Raw genomic sequence first — 19,719 nt, 5'->3', positions numbered from 1 at the left:
TCCCTCCATGTTAAACGCCCATATGGGGCGAGCGAATACAAAAAAGGCCCGCCTGCGAGGCGAGCCTAATATTTTGTTTCTGTGTTTACATTTTACACAGTTGAGACCTTATACAGAGTAGTAAAGTTCGAACTCTAGTGGGTGAGTTGTCATGTTTACTTTCTCTACGTCTTGAGCTTTAAGACCGATGTAAGAATCGATGAAGTCGTCAGAGAATACGCCGCCTGCTGTTAGGAACTCACGGTCAGCATCTAGTTCATCTAGTGCGTCTTTCAGTGAGTATGCAACTGTTGGAATTTCTGCTGCTTCTTCAGCTGGTAGGTCGTAAAGGTCTTTATCCATCGCTTCGCCTGGGTGGATCTTGTTCTTAATACCGTCAAGACCAGCCATTAGCATTGCTGCGAAACATAGGTATGGGTTAGCCGCTGGGTCACCGAAACGAACTTCGATACGACGCGCTTTAGGGCTTGGTACCACTGGGATACGGATAGAAGCAGAACGGTTACGTGCTGAGTAAGCTAGCATTACTGGTGCTTCGAAGCCTGGTACAAGACGCTTGTACGAGTTAGTTGCTGGGTTAGCAAATGCGTTGATTGCGCGAGCGTGCTTGATGATACCGCCGATGTAGTAAAGTGCAGTTTCAGATAGGCCGCCGTACTTGTCACCAGCAAATAGGTTTACACCGTCTTTTGCTAGAGATTGGTGAACGTGCATACCGCTACCGTTGTCACCAACTAGTGGCTTAGGCATGAATGTCGCCGTCTTACCAAACGCGTGAGCAACGTTATGTACAACGTACTTGTAGATTTGGATTTCGTCAGCTTTCGTTGTTAGCGTGTTGAAGCGAGTTGCGATTTCGTTTTGACCCGCAGTTGCTACTTCGTGGTGGTGTGCTTCAACAACTAGGCCCATCTCTTCCATTACTAGACACATAGCAGAGCGGATGTCTTGAGATGAATCTACTGGAGCTACTGGGAAGTAACCACCTTTAACGCCTGGACGGTGGCCTTTGTTACCTTCTTCGTAATCAGAACCTGTGTTCCACGCTGCTTCTACGTCGTCAATCTTAAAGAAAGAACCAGACATGTCAGTCGCGAACTTAACGTCGTCAAATAGGAAGAACTCTGGCTCAGGACCGATAAGTACAGTGTCTGCAATGCCAGTAGAACGCATGAAGTCTTCAGCGCGCTTAGCGATAGAGCGAGGGTCACGGTCGTAGCCTTGCATAGTTGCAGGCTCAAGGATGTCACAACGGATGTTTAGCGTTGCATCTTCAGTGAATGGGTCAAGCACTGCAGAAGATGCGTCTGGCATCATAACCATGTCTGATTCGTTAATGCCTTTCCAGCCAGCAACTGATGAACCATCGAACATTTTACCTTCTTCGAAGAAGTCTGCGTCGATTTGGTGAGCAGGGATAGAGATGTGCTGCTCTTTACCTTTTGTATCAGTGAAGCGTAGGTCAACAAACTTAACTTCGTTTTCTTGGATCAGTGATAAAACGTTTTCTACTGACATCTTGGATAACCTCCAGTGTTAATAAAGCGGTAAGCTCGATTTATGAAAATTTGATTAAATCCAGCATTGATTAATCTGTTTGACATTTTATTAATCGATGCTGGTTTCTCTAAAGCCAAAACCGTGCCAAAAAAATTATTCCATTAATTTCAAGTAATTAAGTTTTTAGATGCTAGTTTGGTGCAAACGTTTGCACCAAAATGATCTCTGATTGCACCATGTTGGTGCTAATTTAAATTATTGCACCACAATGTGACAATCACGTTGCTTATCTAGCCCAGATTTTGAGCAAGAGTCAATTTGTAATAAGCAACGATTGGAATAAAATTGCGTTGAATCAATTCGAGTAACGGAAGAAAGTGGGCGCTAAGCGTAAAATTGATAGAAAAGCTAAGGAGTAGATCACATATTTCTAGGCTTTTTGCTAAAATCTGGTACATTATGGCCGTTTTTTTAATCAGCAAATGTCGCCAGAGAGCACCCGTTCTCGGCATGGGGGCATTTCATCTATCTAAGTGAATCAATATCCATGGCTACTCCACAGATTGATAAATTAAGAAATATCGCGATTATCGCGCACGTTGACCACGGTAAAACAACGTTGGTTGACAAGCTGCTACAACAATCAGGCACGCTAGAGTCTCGCGGTGAAGCTGAAGAGCGAGTCATGGACTCGAACGACATTGAGAAAGAGCGTGGCATTACCATTCTTGCTAAAAACACAGCAATTAACTGGAATGACTACCGCATCAACATCGTAGATACTCCGGGACACGCGGACTTCGGTGGTGAAGTAGAACGTATCATGTCGATGGTAGATTCAGTACTACTTATCGTTGACGCAGTTGACGGCCCAATGCCGCAAACGCGTTTCGTAACTCAAAAAGCATTCGCGCACGGTCTTAAGCCAATCGTTGTAATCAACAAGATTGACCGTCCTGGTGCTCGTCCTGATTGGGTTATGGACCAAGTATTCGACCTATTCGACAACCTAGGTGCAACTGACGAACAGCTAGACTTTAAAGTAGTTTACGCTTCAGCACTTAACGGTTGGGCTGCGCTAGAAGAAGGCGAAACTGGCGAGAACATGGAACCACTGTTCCAAACTATCGTTGAAGAAGTAACGGCACCTCAAGTTGACCTAGACGGTCCTCTACAGATGCAAGTTTCTCAGCTAGATTACAGCTCTTACGTTGGTGTTATCGGTGTTGCTCGTGTAACTCGTGGTAGCGTTAAGCCAAACCAACAAGTAACAGTTATCGGTGCTGACGGTAAAACTCGCAACGGTAAAGTGGGTACAGTAATGGGCTACCTAGGCCTAGATCGTCACGAAGTTGAGCAAGCGAACGCAGGTGATATCGTTGCAATCACTGGCCTTGGTGAGCTAAAAATCTCTGACACTATCTGTGCACAAAACGCTGTAGAAGCACTACCTGCGCTATCTGTTGATGAACCAACAGTAACGATGACGTTCCAAGTAAACACGTCTCCATTCGCTGGTAAAGAAGGTAAGTTCGTGACTTCACGTAACATCCTTGAGCGTCTAGAGAAAGAATTGGTACACAACGTTGCACTACGTGTTGAGCAAACAGACGATCCAGACAAATTCCGCGTATCAGGCCGTGGTGAACTTCACCTTTCTATCCTTATCGAAAACATGCGTCGTGAAGGCTTCGAGCTTGCTGTATCTCGTCCAGAAGTAATCATCAAAGAAGAAGATGGTCAGCTAATGGAACCGTTCGAAATTGTAACGATCGACGTTATGGAAGAGCACCAAGGCGGCATCATGGAGAACATCGGCCTACGTAAAGGTGAGCTGAAAGACATGTCTCCAGATGGTAAAGGCCGTGTACGTATGGACTTCGAAATGCCATCACGTGGTCTTATCGGTTTCCAAACTGAGTTCATGACACTGACTTCAGGTTCTGGTCTTCTATACCATACATTTGACCACTACGGCCCACACAAAGGCGGTAACATCGGTCAACGTGTTAACGGTGTACTAATCGCGAACGCGATGGGTAAAGCGCTAACAAACGCACTGTTTAACCTACAAGAACGTGGTCGTCTATTCATCGGTCACGGTGTTGAAGTTTACGAAGGTATGGTTATCGGTATTCACAGCCGCGACAACGACCTAACAGTAAACGCACTGAAAGGTAAGCAGCTAACTAACGTTCGTGCATCTGGTACAGATGACGCACAGGTTCTTACTCCGCCAATCAAGATGACTCTTGAGCAAGCACTAGAGTTCATCGATGATGACGAACTAGTAGAAGTAACGCCTGAAAGCATCCGTATCCGTAAGAAATTCCTAACGGAAAGCGATCGTAAGCGTGCTTCACGTTCAGCAAAATAATCTGCTGTAACGGATTCTATTTAGAAAAACCCGAGTTTCGCTCGGGTTTTTTTGTATTTAAAGGAATGAGGCTATGAAGCCAATCGTGATTACGGGTGGTCCCGGAGCGGGCAAAACCACCTTATTGAATGCGTTGGGAGAGTTGGGGTACGCCATCTTTGCTGAGGGCTCTCGCACCTTAATTGAGCAGCAAAGTCAGTTGGACAACGGCGTCTTGCCTTGGACCAACCTACCTGAGTTTGCCAACTTATGCCTTGAGTTAATGGGCAAGCAAAAGCGAGAAGCGCTGAATCATCCGGTCGCTTTTGTTGACCGTGCTATCCCAGACATCGTGGCATACCTACAAGTAGGCGGCTGTCCTGTGGAGCAAGCCTTCTTGACCGAGAGTACTGGGTTCCAAAGTAAGGTGCTTACTTGTCGGCCTGAGGCCTCTATCTATGTTCAAGATGATGTGCGCCCACATAGCTTTGAAGAGGCCTTGCAAATCCATCAAACCCTAGTCGATACCTATGTGGAACTGGGTTACGAAGTAGTCGAAGTACCATGGGGAAGTGTGGAAGAACGAGTGGCGTTTGTTCGACAAGTAATGGGCTTAGTGGCCGAGGTGGAAGGTGAGAAAGGTGATTAGAGCTCGGTAGGTATTCAGCACACCTAGCGAAGAAATGAGTTTTGGTCGCTAGATAGTAAAACCTCCTCACGAGGAGGAGGCTTTATCGAATTACTTTTGATTCAGTTGCTGCAAGAACTTATCTGACTCAGCAATCGCAGCATTCATCTGCTTAATCGCGTATTGGATGTCTTTCTCTAGGCTAGAGAATTCACCTTTCAATGAGCCAATCGCGCTTGCGTTCAAGTTATGCTTTAGATAAAGCGTGTTGTCACGCAGTGTGTTCAATACTGGCGTCATCTTGTCTTCCGCACGCTTCATCGCGCTAAGCATGGTTTTGTAAGATGCTTTTGTCTCACGCAGTTTCTGTTCGCTAGAGCGACGTAGTTTCGCACTGGTGTACAGGTCTAATTCGCCTTGCCATTCCTCAAACAGAGCATCCGACACATCTTCAATTGCAGCAATGCGGTCACGCACATCTTGCGCCGCTTTTTCGCTGTCTTCGTATTTATCGTTAATGTTGTTGTAGACGCTTTCTAGTTCACCGCTGTCAAAGTTGGTTAGAGCAGAAAGGGCTTCTAAAGCACTGGTGAACTCTTCTTGTGCGTCTTGTTGCGATTCTTTGGCGTCTTCTACGCGATCAACCATAATGTCACGTTTGTGGTAACCCACTTGTTCCATTGCTGAATAATATGCGGACTGACATCCTGTCAAAGTGAAAATTGATAGTACAATTGCTAATAAATAAGGCATTCTTATGTCCTCGACGCTAATTTATGGGATGAACTATGAACCAGTTATCAGAGAGTTACAAGGTGAGATTGAGCAAGCTCGTGCCGGGGAGCGTCGCGTTTTTCAAATATTTGCTCAAGCGTATGACGCACGATCGCGTTAACGTTAATGCAGGCTATCTAGCTTACATCACTTTGTTGTCTATTGTGCCAATGTTGACGGTACTTTTATCGATATTGTCGAAGTTTCCGGTGTTTGAGAATGCAGGTGAAACCTTGCAAGGCTACATCATTGATAACTTTGTCCCAGCTTCTGGAGATGCAGTAAGAACTGCGCTACAAGAGTTTGTCTCAAACACAGGCAAAATGACCGCCGTGGGTGGTGCATTTTTGTTTGTTGCGGCTTTGATGCTGATTTCGAATATCGACAAAAACTTAAACTACATTTGGCGAGTGAAAGACAAACGTCGTCCTGTGTTCTCTTTCTCTATGTATTGGATGGTGTTGACGCTTGGCCCTATCTTAGTGGGCGCGAGTATTGCTGCAACTTCCTATGTGACATCGCTAAAGCTGATTGAAAACGAAACCTTATCTGGCGCGTATAACCTGTTTTTACGTTGGTTACCTTTACTGCTTTCCTTCTTTGCGTTCATGGGGCTGTACTTCTTAGTACCAAACAAAAAGGTTTATCTATCCCATGGCGCGGTTGGCGCTGCCATTGCCGCTGTGTTGTTTGAATTGAGTAAGAAAGGCTTTGCCTTCTATATTACTCAATTCCCGTCATATCAGCTGATTTACGGTGCGCTCGCTGCGATTCCTATCCTGTTTGTGTGGGTGTATTTGTGTTGGCTGATCGTATTGATTGGCGCAGAAGTGACTGCTGCTCTTGGCGAAAGAGAGCACTGGAGTGACGACCTAGAAATGATACACTCGACCGCTGAATTGCAATTAACAGATGAAGGAAGCGAGAGTCGTGATAGCGCTAATTCAACGAGTCAGTGAAGCCGCCGTTCGTGTAGACGGTGAAGTTGTCGGTGAAATCGACCAAGGTCTACTTGTTCTACTTGGTGTAGAAAAGGACGATGATGAAGCAAAAGCAAAACGTTTGATGGAGCGCGTAACTACCTATCGTGTGTTTGAAGACGATGAAGGCAAAATGAACCTTAACGTTAAACAAGTGAACGGTCAGGTTTTGGTGGTGTCTCAATTTACGTTACCAGCGGATACCAAAAAAGGCACTCGCGCAGGCTTCTCTCGAGGCGCGCACCCTGCGGATGCAGAACGTCTGTATGACTACTTCTCTGACTTGTGTGAGCAAGAACTGCCAACACAACGCGGCCGCTTCGCAGCGGATATGAAAGTGTCATTAATTAATGACGGTCCAGTGACTTTTTGGCTACAGGTCTAATCTGGCAACCACAACATCATGGTCTAAGCTTTAAGCCCAAGTAAATTGAATTTGCTTGGGTATTTTCCTCTAAGGCTTTCATTTGATTTGTACTTTCAAAGGATTGATATGTTCAAACTCATAACTCCAAAAACAGAAAATCAGCTCAACAAGTACTATCAATTTCGTTGGCAGTTGCTGCGCGAACCTTGGCGTATGCCAGTAGGCTCCGAGCGTGATGAGTACGATGGCATGAGCCATCACCGTATGATTACCGACAGTCGTGGTCGTCCGATGGCGATTGGTCGTTTATACATTACCCCAGATAATGATGGTCAGATCCGCTACATGGCGGTGAAGAACAATCGTCGTAGCAAAGGCATGGGTTCATTAGTGCTGGTGGCGCTTGAGTCGTTAGCTCGTCAGGAAGGGGCGAAGCGTCTGGTATGCAATGCCCGTGAAGACGCGATTGCTTTCTATGAAAAGAATGGCTTTGAGCGTCGCGGCGAACTGACCGACGAGCGTGGCCCTGTGCGTCACCAACAAATGGTCAAACAGCTTGATCCGATGGCCGATGTATTGCGTCGCCCAGATTGGTGTACTGAGCTGCAGCAACGTTGGGAGGCGCAGATCCCGATTGCAGACAAAATGGGCATCAAAATCAACCAGTACACTGGTTATCAGTTTGAATGCAGCGCGCAGCTCAACCCTAACCTGAACCCGCATAACACCATGTTTGCAGGCTCTGCGTTTACCTTAGCAACGCTAACTGGTTGGGGCATGACGTGGTTGCTGATGAAAGAACGCGGTTTGCACGGTGATATTGTGTTGGCGGATAGCTCGATTCGTTATCGCCATCCTGTTGAAGAGAACCCAGTCGCGAGCACGTCATTAGATGGCATTAGTGGTGACTTGGATAGGCTCGCTTCAGGGCGTAAAGCGCGTATCGTTATCCACGTAGTGATTTACAGTGGAGATGTGCCAGCGGTGGATTTTGTCGGTACGTACATGCTACTGCCGAATTACTCTAAATTACTCAGCTGTTAGATTCTCAGAATTTGGTATTTCTTGCGGCGCATCTTGGTTTTCAGGTGCGCCTTGTTCTGCCTTGGTTTCATTGATAGCTGAGTTTTCGCTTTCTTTCGATGATTTTTCTACAAGGTCAGAGTCTTTTTGTTCTGTGATAAGTTGCTCTTCAGAGTGCGCACCAGTGGTCGACTCTTTTTCTTCTGCCACTTCCTCACTTAACTCTTCTTCAGGTTGTTCGATGTTGATTGCGTCGATGTTTGTAACGCCGGTTGTTTCGGGAGCGCTCTGTTCTGGTTCCACTGGCTCTGCCTGCTTTGGTTTGTTTAAGCACTCATTTGTTTCCACTTCGCCACTCAGTACATCACCTTTAATCATTCCACACGATTCTTTAAGTTGATAGCTCACACCGCTCAGTGGGTTGTTCGCCATATCAAACTCTCCAGATAGCTTACCTGAGATAGCTTTGCCTGAAATGGTCACAGGTTCTAGCTTCACTTCGCCGCGCTGAGCCTCTAAGCGCAATGGGCTGAAGGTAATTGCCTTGAGCGAATCATCTGCTTGTGACTTCAAGGTGGTATCGCGTAGGTTAGCTTCCACTTCTCCTGACAAGCTGTAAGCAAGCATGTTTTGATCGCCTGCCAAGCCTTTTAAATCAAGACTTAAGTCAGAGAAGCCATTGACCGCAAGTGCCGTTGGTAAGTATGGATGAAGTAATTGCAGGGGAATACCATCCGCATTGAGGTTAAGCGCCCAAGGTTGGCTGGTGGTGCTGAGATCGATTTGACCTAAGCCTTCAATATAGCCTTGCTCCAGAGGGGCAAATAAACGTGTTAGTTGCCAGAAGCCGTTTTCACTCTGGGTTGAAATCGCTGCGTGTGAGGTGATGACTTGGTCGTAACTCGCGTTGACAACGCTGGCATCAAGCTTACCGCTCCAAATGCCCCAGTGACCGTTGTTGTGTTTTACTTCGAGCTGGTCACCTTCCAAATTCAAGCCAGAAAGCTGCCAGTAAGGTTGTTTGGATAACTGGATGACTTGGCTGCGTTTTATTTCTAACTGCTTCACATCGACTTGCTGGAGCTTCTCTGTGGCTTTTTGCCACCAGTCGGCCTTGTCATCTGGTTGGATAGCCCATTTCAAGCCGCTGATGGTCGCATTGTTGATTTTCCAATGGTCAGGTTCGAAGTCACCAGATACCTGAACGCTACCTTGCTGCCAATTCAAGCTCAGTTCTTGCAATTTGACAGCCCCTGGCTTGAGTTGGGCGTTTAAACGAGGCTCAACCGCGGTTTGGTCTTGGAAACTGACACTGTCAGCTTGCAGGGAAATCTGCGCCGTTGTGCTCCACAATGACAGCGGGAGCGAAGCGTTTTCTACCGATAACTCAAGGTTTTGCCAATGCCAGTCTCCGTATTCGATATCCGCATTGAGCAGATCGAGGCTGTTGATATGGTTAATATTAACGGGCAACGCTTGCCATGGTTTGGCGAGTAAGGATTGCAGTTGTAGATTGTCGATTTTCAGCTTATCAACGGTCACGTTAATCAACGACCAACCTTGTGGGTATTGTTCGCCTTGACCAGAGACTTCACTGCCACGCCATTTAAACGATGCGCCATAAAGTGTGCTGTCTTGCGGTTTGTAGTCCACATCGACAAGCAGTTTATTGAAAGCTTCACCATTCCAATACAATTGTTCGGCAGAGAGCTGAACCTCACCATAAGGCATTTGCTGCGTGTCACTCGACCAAGTAGGGTCTTGGATTTGGACGTTCAAACCATTAATGCTGAATGCATCATCGGCGTAATCGATGTTCTTCAAGGCGATTTGATGGAAGTAGACATTGTTGAGCTTTGGCATTGTTGGCATACCTTGCTGTAGGCTCAGTCCATCAATCAACAGGCTATCGACAATCCATTTCCCATCGCGACGAACATCAGGGTTTAGCCATAGGTCGACTTGCTCTATGAACGGCAATTTGTCTTGTTTGGTCGCTATCCCACTAAGGGTTAGGTGGTAGGGAAACTCGTATTGAACGTTGTCTGCTTGCAGTGGCAAGTCGACGAGATCAGAAAGCAGGTTCCACGTTTGACGAGAGTAAGAGGTGGTCAGCATGCCCACAAAGACGGCTGGAATCGCGATTGCCAGTATGACGATAAGAAGTAGAGTTCGACCTGCTGTTTTCATCCCTGCCAAAACCTGTCTGTAAATTGGAGTAAGTGAGTATCGACTTACTTAGATAGGCTTAAGCTTGTATCAATCTCTGGTTGGATTCAATAAAAAGCCCCTCAAAAGAGGGGCTTGAAGATTATTTTTGTAGCTAAGTCACGAAGGCTTGGCGAGTGGCTTAGTCTAGCTGAGGGCCTGCTGCCACTAGTGATTTGCCTTCTGCGTTGTCAGTGTACTTATCAAAGTTGTTGATGAAGCGCTCTGCCAAGTCTTTCGCTTTGCTTTCCCATTGTAGTGGGTCAACGTAGGTATCACGTGGGTCAAGGATGCTTGGATCCACAGCTGGTAGCGAAGTTGGCACTTCTAGGTTGAAGATTGGAATGTGCTTAGTTTTCGCTTCTTCAATTGAGCCATCAAGGATCGCATCAATGATGCCGCGTGTATCTTGGATAGAGATACGTTTGCCGCTGCCATTCCAACCAGTGTTGACTAGGTAAGCTTCTGCGCCCGCAGCTTCCATACGTTTCACTAGCACTTCTGCGTACTTAGTTGGGTGTAGAGTTAGGAACGCTGCGCCGAAACACGCTGAGAACGTTGGTGTTGGTTCAGTGATGCCACGCTCAGTACCTGCTAGTTTAGCGGTAAAGCCAGACAAGAAGTGGTACTTAGTTTGTTCAGGAGTCAGTTTAGAAACCGGAGGAAGTACGCCGAACGCATCAGCCGATAGGAAAATCACTTTGTTTGCGTGACCAGCTTTCGATACTGGCTTAACGATGTTGTCGATGTGATGCAGTGGGTAAGACACACGAGTGTTCTCAGTCTTAGAACCATCATCAAAGTCGATAGAACCATCGCTACGAACTGTTACGTTCTCTAGTAGTGCATCACGGCGGATGGCGTTGTAGATATCAGGCTCTGCTTCTTTTGATAGCTTGATGGTTTTCGCGTAACAGCCACCTTCGAAGTTGAACACGCCGTCGTCATCCCAACCGTGCTCGTCATCACCAATCAGTGCACGTTTAGGATCAGTTGATAGGGTAGTTTTACCTGTGCCAGATAGACCGAAGAAGATCGCAACATCGCCTTCTTCACCCATGTTTGCACTACAGTGCATTGATGCGATGTCTTTTAGCGGAAGGAAGTAGTTCATCATTGCGAACATGCCTTTCTTCATTTCGCCGCCGTACCAAGTACCACCGATCAACTGAGTGCGCTCTGTTAGGTTGAACACAGTGAAGTTTTCAGAGTTTAGACCATGCTCTTCCCACTTCTCGTTGGTGCACTTCGCACCGTTCATTACCACAAAATCAGGTTCAAACGTTGCCAACTCTTCTTCTGTTGGGCGAATGAACATGTTTTTCACGAAGTGCGCTTGCCACGCTACTTCTGTGATCACTCGAATGCTCAAACGAGTGTCTGGGTTTGCACCACAATAACCGTCAATCACAAATAGACGCTTGCCTGAAAGCTGGTTGGTCACTAGCTCTTTTAGGTCGTCCCATACTTCTTTGTTGATTGGTTTGTTGTCATTTTTCACTGCGTCAGAAGTCCACCACATGTGCTCTTCTGTCGTTGCATCTTTAACAATGTACTTATCTTTTGGTGAGCGACCAGTAAAGATACCAGTGTCTACGGCAACCGCGCCGAGTTCTGTAACCACACCACGTTCATAACCTGTTAGGTCAGCACGGGTCTCTTCCTCAAACAGCATTTCGTAGCTTGGGTTGCGAACAACCTCTTTAACGTTATGCAGTCCGTGTTTGGTTAGATCAAGTGTTGCAGCCTTTGTATGTTCCATAACGGTCATAGGTGCTCCTTATAAGGATTTTTGTAGGGATTTTGTAAGAATGTTTTAATTTTTATCTGCTCACCATGCTAGCAACGGGGCGGGGAGAAAACAGGGATATAGTTCAAAAATTATCCATGATTTCAGTGTGGTTTTAGGTAACCCGTCACATATTGGTGCGAATAGTTTATCGTGGCCGCAAACCTTTGCGCTAGGGCAAAAGAATTATTAATTATTTAAAATTAAGCGGTTGCTTTATTACGTGGGAGGCTAAGGTATACGAGGGTTTGATCACAAAAAGGCCAGCGTGATGCTGGCCTTTTGATAGGTAAATTACATGCTTGTTAAGCTATGAAAATTAATGCACGGTTTTATTGCCGGAAGTTGCTTGCGTATACAGTTCGGTAATTTCTGGTTCGTCGAACGTGTATGACGTGCCGCAGTAATCACAATGTAAAGAAATTGTGCCTTCTTCCGCCAAAATGTCATAAATTTCAGTTTTATCAACTGTGATGATCGCCGCGCCACTGCGCTCGCGAGAACAACCACAGTGGAATTCCACCGGTTGAGGCTCGTATAGACGAACTGAGTCTTGGTTGTATAGACGGTAAAGCAGTTCATTTGCTGGTAGCGTGAACAGCTCTTCGTTCTTAACCGTTGCTGTTAGTTGTTCTAGGTGTTCAAAGTCTTCAGGTGTACCTGTACCGTCTGGCATTACCTGGATCATCATACCTGCCGCATGCTTTTTGCCTTCGTGCTCACCAGTGCGGATCCACAAACGCGTTTTTAGCTGCTCTGAGTTTGCGAAGTAGCCTTCGATAACGTCAGCCAGTGTTTCACCTTCTAGGCCAACCACGCCTTGGTAGCGTTCGCCTTTTTTCGGCTCGATGGTGATCACTAGGTAACCTTTACCCATCATTTCATGCAGCGTTGCGTCATCAGCAATATCGCCTTCCCAACGCGCTACGCCACGGATCTTCTGATCGTGGTCGCCGTTGATGACTGCCAAAGATACAGGGCCATCACCTTGTAGTTGGATAGTGATTGAGCCTTCGAACTTCAAAGTTGCAGTTAAAAGTGTGGTTGAAACGAGTAGCTCACCCAACAGTTTTTGCAGTGCTGCCGGATATTCCTTGCTGGAGATAATACGTTGGTATGCTTCATCCAATTGAACCAACTCGCCACGTACAGAAAGATCTTCAAATAGGTAGCGGTTTAAAACATTATTTGCCATGGAGTGCTTTCCTCGTCGGTAATTCCGGCTTTTATTGGTGTTTGAACTTAATGATGTCGCGGCGCTGCTTTTTGTCTGGGCGGCGTTCCGGACTAGGGTTGTGGGCGTTGAGTTTACGCTGTTTCGCGAACTCTTCGCGTTGGCTGACGCTTTCGTCAGTTTCGCGATAGAGCGTTTGAGCGATTGGTGCGCCCATTCGACGATCAGAGATTTTCTCGATGATCACCGTCTTCTCTTCATTACCTTGACGAAGACGAATCTCAGCGCCCAGCTCAACGATTTTGCTTGGTTTGCTTCGTTGCCCATTATAGTGGACTTTACCGCCATCGACCATATTGCGTGCGATGGAACGGGTCTTATAAAATCTGGCAGCCCATAGCCATTTATCTAGCCTTACGGCTTCATTTGTGGAACTCATACGACTCTACACTATCTAATCACTGCAAGAATGATGCAGTGACTGGTGGATTATTCACCTACAGATGGAGCCAAGGCTGTTTTTTTTCAAGGGAGTTGGCAAAAACTGCATAAGAAAAAGGTATGAAAAGGAACTTGTGATATAGTTCACTGCTCTTTGTTGAGTAGTAATTTTATTGCAATTTTAGCAAGATAGAGTCGACACGCTTTCATTCATAGTGAAAGTCGACGGACGTAAGAATAAAGGAATCAATTCAGTGAAGCGTTTAGAGCTAAGTGCAGGATTATCAAGCAGCCCGCTACTGGCTCAGATTAAGTCCAACAATCACGTCATTCAAGCGAAACTAAGTTTGCTCTTAACTTGTCTATTTATAGCAATGACAGGTTGGATACTTGGTAAAGTGGTGTGGTTAGCAATGCCTAAAACCTCTGATGTGACTCAATGGAAGCCATCAGCAAACGCTGTTGCGTCAACCAATAAAAAAGACGCGATTGATTTCAATGCCCTCCAAAATGCCAACTTGTTCGGAAAGTACACCGAGCAAAAGCCGGTCGTAGTAGAACAACCTGTCGTGCAAGATGCGCCTAAAACCCGCCTAAACCTAACACTTGTTGGTGCTGTTGCGAGCAGCAACGCAAAAACGAGCTTAGCGGTGATTGCAAACCGAGGTAAGCAGGCAACTTACGGCATCGGTGAAGAAATTGACGGCACACGTGCAGAATTAAAAGCGGTTTTGGTTGATCGTGTAATCATTGATAACCAAGGTCGTGATGAAACCCTTATGTTGGAAGGCATCGAGTACAGCAAGTTGTCTGAGAGTCGTCCGGCAACTCGACCAAAAGCGACGAAAGCGGATAGCTCATCCGCAGTGAGTGAAAAGGTCGACCAAATTCGTGCGGAAATTGCCAAAGATCCGCAAAGCGTATTCAAGTACATCAACATTTCTCCGGTTAAGAAAGACGGAGGAATCATCGGCTATCGCGTCTCACCAGGTCGTGATGCGGCGTTGTTTAATGATGTCGGTCTAAAACCTGGTGATATTGCGGTGCAATTAAACGGGATCGATTTAAGTGATCCTTCATCTTCAGTAGAACTGATGCAAGTGATGAACGATCCGCAAGAACTGAATTTGACTGTTGAGCGCGACGGCCAGCAGTACGACATCTATATCCAATTGTAATACTTAGGCAAGCTGCGTAAGTTCAGGGAGACATACGTGAAACATTGGTTTAGCAAAAGTGCTTGGTTACTTGCAGGGACACTACTCTGCGCTCCGGGTGCGATGGCGAACGAGTTTAGTGCAAGTTTCAAAGGCACTGACATTCAAGAATTCATCAACATTGTAGGTCGTAACTTAGAGAAGACTATCATTGTTGACCCGTCTGTACGCGGCAAGATCGACGTGCGCAGCTATGACGTTTTAAACGAAGAGCAATACTACAGCTTCTTTTTAAACGTACTAGAAGTGTACGGTTACGCTGTTGTTGAAATGGATAACGGTGTACTGAAAGTCATCAAATCGAAAGATTCAAAAACCTCTGCAATTCCTGTTTTGGGTGATGACAGCGCAAAAGGCGACAGCGTGATTACACGTGTGGTTGCGGTGCGTAACGTATCGGTTCGTGAACTTTCTCCGCTACTGCGTCAGCTGATTGACAACGCGGGTGCGGGTAACGTGGTGCACTACGATCCAGCTAACATCATTTTGATCACTGGCCGTGCAGCGGTCGTAAATCGTTTGGCTGAAATCATCAAACGTGTTGACCAAGCGGGTGATAAAGAAATTGAAGTCGTAGAGCTGAGAAATGCTTCTGCGTCTGAAATGGTGCGTATCGTTGATGCCCTGAACAAAACGACCAATCAAAAGAGCACGCCTGAATTCCTAGAGCCAAAAATCGTTGCGGATGATCGTACTAACTCAATCCTAATTTCTGGCGACCCTAAAGTGCGCGCGCGCTTGAAACGTTTGATTCGTCAGCTTGATGTGGAAATGGCGACCAAAGGCAATAACCGCGTGGTTTACCTAAAGTACGCGAAAGCAGAAGACTTGGTTGACGTACTAAAAGGCGTATCTGACAACCTGCAAGCTGAGAAGCAAGCGGGTCAAAAAGGCGCATCAAGTACACAACGTGGTCAAGTAGTGATTGCGGCTCACGAAGCAACCAACTCGCTAGTTCTGACTGCTCCGCCAGATATCATGATGGCGCTGCAAGATGTGATTTCTCAACTGGATATCCGTCGTGCACAGGTTCTGATTGAAGCGCTTATCGTTGAAATGTCAGAAGGTGATGGCATTAACCTTGGTGTTCAATGGGGTAACCTAGAAACAGGTGCGGTAATCCAATACGGCAACACTGGTGCGCAAATTGGTAACGTAATGGTTGGTCTTGAAGAAGCAAAAGATACAACTAAAGAAGAGAGTTACTGGAATGCAAACGGCGGTGAGGATGGAACTGGTGGTTTCGAAACTCGTCGCTATACCGAGGAAGGTGACTATTCGACTCTAGCGGCAGCACTTGGTGGTGTTAACGGCGCAGCAATGAGCATCATGATGGGTGACTGGACAGCATTGATTACTGCTGTGTCATCGGATTCAAATTCAAACATTCTGTCTTCTCCAAGCATTACAGTGATGGATAACGGTGAAGCGTCCTTCATCGTTGGTGAAGAAGTACCGGTAATTACAGGCTCGACTGCAGGCTCGAACAACGATAACCCATTCCAAACGGTTGACCGTAAAGAAGTCGGTATCAAACTGAAAGTTGTGCCTCAAATCAACGAAGGCGACTCGGTTCAGCTGAACATCGAGCAAGAAGTTTCTAACGTTCTAGGTGCAAACGGTGCGGTTGACGTACGTTTTGCTAAGCGTCAGCTAAACACCTCTGTGATGATCCAAGATGGTCAAATGCTAGTGCTAGGTGGTTTGGTTGATGAGCGTGCACTGGAGAGTGAATCTAAAGTACCACTACTGGGTGATATCCCAGTGATTGGTCAACTGTTCAAATCAACCAGCACGCAAACTGAGAAGCGTAACCTGATGGTATTCATCAAGCCAACCATCATCCGTGATGGTATGACGGCAGATGGTATTACTCAGCGCAAATACAACTTCATCCGTGCTGAACAGCTTTACAAAGCACAAGAAGGCTTGAAGCTAATGGATGACTCAAATATCCCAGTGATTCCTGAGTTTGGCCAAGATCGTAAGCATCCTGCTGAAATCCAAGCGTTCATTGATCAGATGGTAAAGAATAATGGTTGATATGTTAGACACAGCGCCAAGTATGCGTCGTCTGCCATTCAGTTTTGCCAATCGCTTTAAACTGGTTTTGGAGACGGAGCACCCTGAGCGCCCTCCAATTCTGTATTACGTAGAGCCGCTTAACCCTGCGGCTCTGGTTGAAGTACGTCGAGTACTGAAACAAAACTTTATTCCTCAAGTGATGGACAAAGAAGCGTTCGATAAAAAGCTCACTGAAGCATATCAACGTGACTCTTCTGAAGCTCGTCAGTTGATGGAAGACATTGGTGCAGACAGCGATGACTTCTTCTCGTTAGCAGAAGAACTACCTCACGACGAAGATTTGCTGGAATCTGAAGATGATGCGCCAATCATCAAATTGATCAACGCCATGCTGGGTGAAGCGATCAAAGAGGGGGCGTCGGATATCCATATCGAGACGTTCGAGAAAACCCTTTCGATTCGTTTCCGTGTTGATGGTGTACTGCGTGAAGTTCTAACCCCAAGCCGTAAGTTGGCACCTTTGCTGGTTTCTCGTGTGAAGGTTATGGCGAAACTCGACATTGCTGAAAAACGCGTACCTCAAGATGGTCGTATTTCTCTGCGTATCGGTGGTCGTGCGGTAGATGTTCGTGTATCTACCATGCCTTCGTCGCATGGTGAGCGTGTGGTAATGCGTCTATTGGATAAGAACGCTACTCGTCTTGACTTGCATAGTTTGGGTATGACGCCTTCAGTGCATGACAACTTCCGTCACCTGATTGGGCGTCCTCACGGCATCATCTTGGTAACCGGTCCGACAGGCTCGGGTAAGTCAACGACCTTGTACGCGGGCTTGCAAGAGATCAACAGCAACGAACGTAACATTCTAACGGTTGAAGACCCTATCGAATTTGATATTGATGGCATCGGCCAAACGCAGGTAAACCCGAAAGTCGATATGACTTTTGCGCGTGGTCTGCGTGCGATTCTTCGTCAAGACCCGGATGTAGTGATGGTCGGTGAGATCCGTGACTTAGAGACCGCACAGATTGCGGTGCAAGCCTCTTTGACTGGTCACTTGGTTATGTCGACACTGCACACCAACACGGCTGTGGGTGCGATTACTCGTCTGCGCGACATGGGTATTGAACCATTCCTGATTTCTTCTTCACTACTGGGCGTGCTTGCGCAGCGTCTGGTTCGTACGCTTTGTTCTGACTGTAAAGAACCATACGAAGCGGACAAAGAGCAGAAGAAACTGTTTGGTTTGGAAGAACATGAATCGCTCATTTTGCATCGAGCGAAAGGCTGTGAAGTGTGCAACCACAAAGGGTACCGTGGCCGTACTGGTATTCACGAACTCTTGATGGTGGATGAAAAAGTCCAAGAGCTGATTCACAGCGAAGCGGGTGAGCAAGAGATTGAGAAAACCGTTCGCCAGCATACGCCAAGTATTCGTAGCGACGGCCTGAGTAAAGTCAGTCGTGGTATCACTTCTCTTGAAGAAGTCATGCGAGTGACCAAGGAAGCGTAATGGCAGCATTTGAATACAAAGCGCTGGACGCGAAAGGCAAGCAGAAGAAAGGCACCATCGAGGGGGATAACGCTCGTCAGGTGCGCCAACGCCTAAAAGAGCAGGGTATGATTCCTGTCGAGGTGATGGAAGCCAAAGCGAAAGCCGCTAAGTCTTCAGGCGGGTCAGTTGGGTTCAAACGAGGCATCAAAACCGCAGAGCTTGCGTTGATTACGCGTCAGCTTTCGACCTTGGTTCAATCGGGGATGCCACTGGAAGAATGTTTGAAGGCCGTTTCAGAGCAAGCTGAAAAGCCACGTATTCGATCGATGATTGCCGCGGTGCGCTCAAAAGTCACCGAGGGTTACCCTCTGGCCGATAGTTTGGGTGATTACCCGCATGTCTTCGATGAGCTTTACCTTTCGATGGTGGCAGCGGGTGAGAAATCCGGTCACTTAGATACAGTGCTAGAACGCTTGGCTGATTATGTAGAAAACCGCCAAAAGATGCGTTCTAAGTTGCTGCAAGCCATGATTTACCCTGTGGTATTGGTGGTGTTTGCCGTTGGTATCGTCTCTCTGTTGCTGTCTTCTGTCGTACCTAAAATCATTGAACCGATTATTCAAATGGGACAAGAGTTGCCTCAATCGACGCAATTCTTGTTGTCTGCCAGTGAGTTTGTCCAAGAATGGGGACTTATCATCTTTGTCGTGGTGGTGGTGCTCTTCTATGGCCTTAAACTCGCATTACAGAAACCAAATTTTCGCTTGGCTTGGGACCAAAAGATTCTCAGCCTGCCTTTAATTGGTAAGATTTCTCGCGGTCTGAATACCTCACGATTTGCTCGCACCTTGTCGATTTGTACCTCAAGTGCGATTCCTATTCTTGAAGGGATGCGAGTCGCGGTCGACGTTATGTCGAACCGTTATGTAAAACAACAGGTCTTAGTTGCGGCAGACAACGTGCGAGAAGGTGCAAGTCTGCGTAAAGCCCTAGATCAAACTCGCTTGTTCCCACCAATGATGCTACACATGATTTCCAGTGGTGAGCAAAGTGGTGAGCTTGAAAGCATGTTGACGCGAGCGGCGGACAACCAAGACCAAAACTTTGAATCTACGGTCAACATTGCACTTGGCATTTTTACTCCAGTATTGATTGCACTGATGGCAGGCTTGGTACTTTTCATCGTAATGGCGACATTGATGCCAATGTTGGAAATGAATAACTTAATGAGCGGATAGAATTCGAGTTAAGACGTGTCTATTGAAGGCATGGCTTGAATCTAACTTTCGGAGAAAATAATGAAATTTAAACGCAGTAAGCAACAAGGCTTTACACTTCTAGAAGTGATGGTTGTTGTGGTTATCCTAGGTATTTTGGCGAGTGTTGTTGTTCCTAACTTGCTAGGTAACAAAGAAAAAGCAGACCAACAGAAAGCGATCACAGACATCGTGGCATTGGAAAACGCGTTGGACATGTACAAGTTGGATAACAGCGTTTACCCAACGACTGACCAAGGTCTAGATGCATTGGTGAACAAACCGTCTAACCCAGAGCCGCGCAACTACCGTGACGGTGGTTACATCAAGCGTCTTCCATCTGATCCATGGGGTAACGAGTACCAATACCTAAGCCCTGGCGACAATGGCACGATTGATATCTTTACTCTAGGCGCTGACGGCCAAGAGGGCGGTGAAGGTCCAGCTGCAGATATCGGCAACTGGAACATGCAAGATTTCCAATAA

Annotated in this window: 16 protein-coding genes; 10 read left to right on the top strand and 6 right to left on the bottom strand. The window is 46.6% G+C overall.

Annotation, left to right across the window (positions count from 1 at the left end):
- Positions 1-108 precede the first annotated feature (108 nt).
- A complete protein-coding gene (gene glnA / locus H735_RS11100) occupies positions 109-1,518 on the bottom strand; it encodes a glutamate--ammonia ligase (protein ID WP_005434524.1) in 1,410 nt (469 codons plus the stop codon).
- A gap of 529 nt (positions 1,519-2,047) precedes the next feature.
- On the opposite strand from glnA, the gene typA reads away from it, so the two are divergent.
- Both typA and H735_RS11085 read left to right on the top strand, forming a co-directional pair.
- On the top strand, positions 2,048-3,877 hold the full coding sequence (gene typA, locus H735_RS11090) for a translational GTPase TypA (RefSeq protein ID WP_020195446.1): 1,830 nt from the start codon (positions 2,048-2,050) through the stop codon (positions 3,875-3,877).
- A gap of 73 nt (positions 3,878-3,950) precedes the next feature.
- Positions 3,951-4,505, top strand: coding sequence for an AAA family ATPase (locus H735_RS11085; protein WP_020195445.1), 555 nt, complete (start codon positions 3,951-3,953; stop codon positions 4,503-4,505).
- Between the two features lie 90 nt (positions 4,506-4,595).
- Here the strand turns inward: H735_RS11085 and H735_RS11080 are convergent, their stop codons facing one another.
- On the bottom strand, positions 4,596-5,237 hold the full coding sequence (locus H735_RS11080) for a DUF2959 domain-containing protein (RefSeq protein WP_027726638.1): 642 nt from the start codon (positions 5,235-5,237) through the stop codon (positions 4,596-4,598).
- Positions 5,238-5,272: 35 nt separating this feature from the next.
- Here H735_RS11080 and H735_RS11075 point away from each other — a divergent pair, with 35 nt between their 5' ends.
- The 3 genes from H735_RS11075 (at position 5,273) to H735_RS11065 (ending at position 7,649) form a co-directional block, all read left to right on the top strand.
- Positions 5,273-6,217: a virulence factor BrkB family protein gene (locus tag H735_RS11075; protein WP_020195443.1), complete on the top strand. Its 945-nt coding sequence runs from the start codon at positions 5,273-5,275 to the stop codon at positions 6,215-6,217.
- Positions 6,189-6,623 carry a D-aminoacyl-tRNA deacylase gene (gene dtd, locus H735_RS11070; protein WP_010650498.1) on the top strand — a complete coding sequence of 145 codons (435 nt, stop codon included), beginning with the start codon at positions 6,189-6,191 and terminating at the stop codon, positions 6,621-6,623. Before H735_RS11075 ends, dtd begins: the two co-directional genes overlap by 29 nt.
- A 108-nt stretch (positions 6,624-6,731) precedes the next feature.
- Positions 6,732-7,649 carry a bifunctional GNAT family N-acetyltransferase/hotdog fold thioesterase gene (locus H735_RS11065; RefSeq protein WP_005448516.1) on the top strand — a complete coding sequence of 306 codons (918 nt, stop codon included), beginning with the start codon at positions 6,732-6,734 and terminating at the stop codon, positions 7,647-7,649.
- Here H735_RS11065 and H735_RS11060 read toward each other — a convergent pair.
- The 4 genes from H735_RS11060 to hslR all read right to left on the bottom strand — a co-directional run bounded on the left by H735_RS11060 (position 7,635) and on the right by hslR (position 13,238).
- Positions 7,635-9,818 carry an AsmA family protein gene (locus tag H735_RS11060; RefSeq protein WP_020195442.1) on the bottom strand — a complete coding sequence of 728 codons (2,184 nt, stop codon included), beginning with the start codon at positions 9,816-9,818 and terminating at the stop codon, positions 7,635-7,637. The genes H735_RS11065 and H735_RS11060 overlap by 15 nt on opposite strands.
- Positions 9,819-9,978: 160 nt before the next feature.
- Positions 9,979-11,607 carry a phosphoenolpyruvate carboxykinase (ATP) gene (gene pckA, locus H735_RS11055; protein WP_020195441.1) on the bottom strand — a complete coding sequence of 543 codons (1,629 nt, stop codon included), beginning with the start codon at positions 11,605-11,607 and terminating at the stop codon, positions 9,979-9,981.
- A 337-nt stretch (positions 11,608-11,944) separates the two neighbouring features.
- Entirely contained in the window at positions 11,945-12,820 is an 876-nt protein-coding gene (gene hslO / locus H735_RS11050) for an Hsp33 family molecular chaperone HslO (RefSeq protein ID WP_005434505.1), read from the bottom strand.
- A 31-nt stretch (positions 12,821-12,851) separates the two neighbouring features.
- On the bottom strand, positions 12,852-13,238 hold the full coding sequence (gene hslR / locus H735_RS11045; RefSeq protein WP_027726637.1) for a ribosome-associated heat shock protein Hsp15: 387 nt from the start codon (positions 13,236-13,238) through the stop codon (positions 12,852-12,854).
- A 256-nt stretch (positions 13,239-13,494) separates the two neighbouring features.
- Between hslR and gspC the strand changes: the two genes are divergently transcribed.
- The 5 genes from gspC to gspG are packed head-to-tail and all read left to right on the top strand — an operon-like array spanning position 13,495 to position 19,719.
- A complete protein-coding gene (gene gspC, locus H735_RS11040; RefSeq protein ID WP_020195440.1) occupies positions 13,495-14,418 on the top strand; it encodes a type II secretion system protein GspC in 924 nt (307 codons plus the stop codon).
- A gap of 36 nt (positions 14,419-14,454) precedes the next feature.
- A complete protein-coding gene (gene gspD / locus H735_RS11035; protein ID WP_020195439.1) occupies positions 14,455-16,500 on the top strand; it encodes a type II secretion system secretin GspD in 2,046 nt (681 codons plus the stop codon).
- Positions 16,493-17,995, top strand: coding sequence for a type II secretion system ATPase GspE (gspE, locus tag H735_RS11030; RefSeq protein ID WP_005434497.1), 1,503 nt, complete (start codon positions 16,493-16,495; stop codon positions 17,993-17,995). The genes gspD and gspE overlap by 8 nt, the downstream gene beginning before the upstream one ends.
- The gene (gspF, locus tag H735_RS11025) at positions 17,995-19,215 is read left to right on the top strand and encodes a type II secretion system inner membrane protein GspF (RefSeq protein ID WP_005434495.1); all 1,221 of its coding nucleotides are present in this window, start codon (positions 17,995-17,997) and stop codon (positions 19,213-19,215) included. Before gspE ends, gspF begins: the two co-directional genes overlap by 1 nt.
- A gap of 60 nt (positions 19,216-19,275) precedes the next feature.
- Entirely contained in the window at positions 19,276-19,719 is a 444-nt protein-coding gene (gene gspG, locus H735_RS11020) for a type II secretion system major pseudopilin GspG (RefSeq protein ID WP_005434493.1), read from the top strand.

Origin of the sequence: Vibrio owensii CAIM 1854 = LMG 25443 (assembly GCF_000817815.1) — a bacterium.
Classification (GTDB): domain Bacteria; phylum Pseudomonadota; class Gammaproteobacteria; order Enterobacterales; family Vibrionaceae; genus Vibrio; species Vibrio owensii.
The sequence above is the reverse complement of the archived record's forward strand: the minus strand, read 5'-3'. Positions and strand labels throughout refer to the sequence as shown.

Coding starts and splice junctions, on each gene's coding strand:
- typA (WP_020195446.1), top strand. CDS start 2,048: ATGGCTACTCCACAGATTGATAAATTAAGAAATATCGCGATTATCGCG.
- H735_RS11080 (WP_027726638.1), bottom strand. CDS start 5,237: ATGCCTTATTTATTAGCAATTGTACTATCAATTTTCACTTTGACAGGA.
- H735_RS11085 (WP_020195445.1), top strand. CDS start 3,951: ATGAAGCCAATCGTGATTACGGGTGGTCCCGGAGCGGGCAAAACCACC.
- glnA (WP_005434524.1), bottom strand. CDS start 1,518: ATGTCAGTAGAAAACGTTTTATCACTGATCCAAGAAAACGAAGTTAAG.
- pckA (WP_020195441.1), bottom strand. CDS start 11,607: ATGACCGTTATGGAACATACAAAGGCTGCAACACTTGATCTAACCAAA.
- H735_RS11075 (WP_020195443.1), top strand. CDS start 5,273: ATGAACCAGTTATCAGAGAGTTACAAGGTGAGATTGAGCAAGCTCGTG.
- H735_RS11060 (WP_020195442.1), bottom strand. CDS start 9,818: ATGAAAACAGCAGGTCGAACTCTACTTCTTATCGTCATACTGGCAATC.
- gspF (WP_005434495.1), top strand. CDS start 17,995: ATGGCAGCATTTGAATACAAAGCGCTGGACGCGAAAGGCAAGCAGAAG.
- hslO (WP_005434505.1), bottom strand. CDS start 12,820: ATGGCAAATAATGTTTTAAACCGCTACCTATTTGAAGATCTTTCTGTA.
- H735_RS11065 (WP_005448516.1), top strand. CDS start 6,732: ATGTTCAAACTCATAACTCCAAAAACAGAAAATCAGCTCAACAAGTAC.
- hslR (WP_027726637.1), bottom strand. CDS start 13,238: ATGAGTTCCACAAATGAAGCCGTAAGGCTAGATAAATGGCTATGGGCT.
- gspE (WP_005434497.1), top strand. CDS start 16,493: ATGGTTGATATGTTAGACACAGCGCCAAGTATGCGTCGTCTGCCATTC.
- gspG (WP_005434493.1), top strand. CDS start 19,276: ATGAAATTTAAACGCAGTAAGCAACAAGGCTTTACACTTCTAGAAGTG.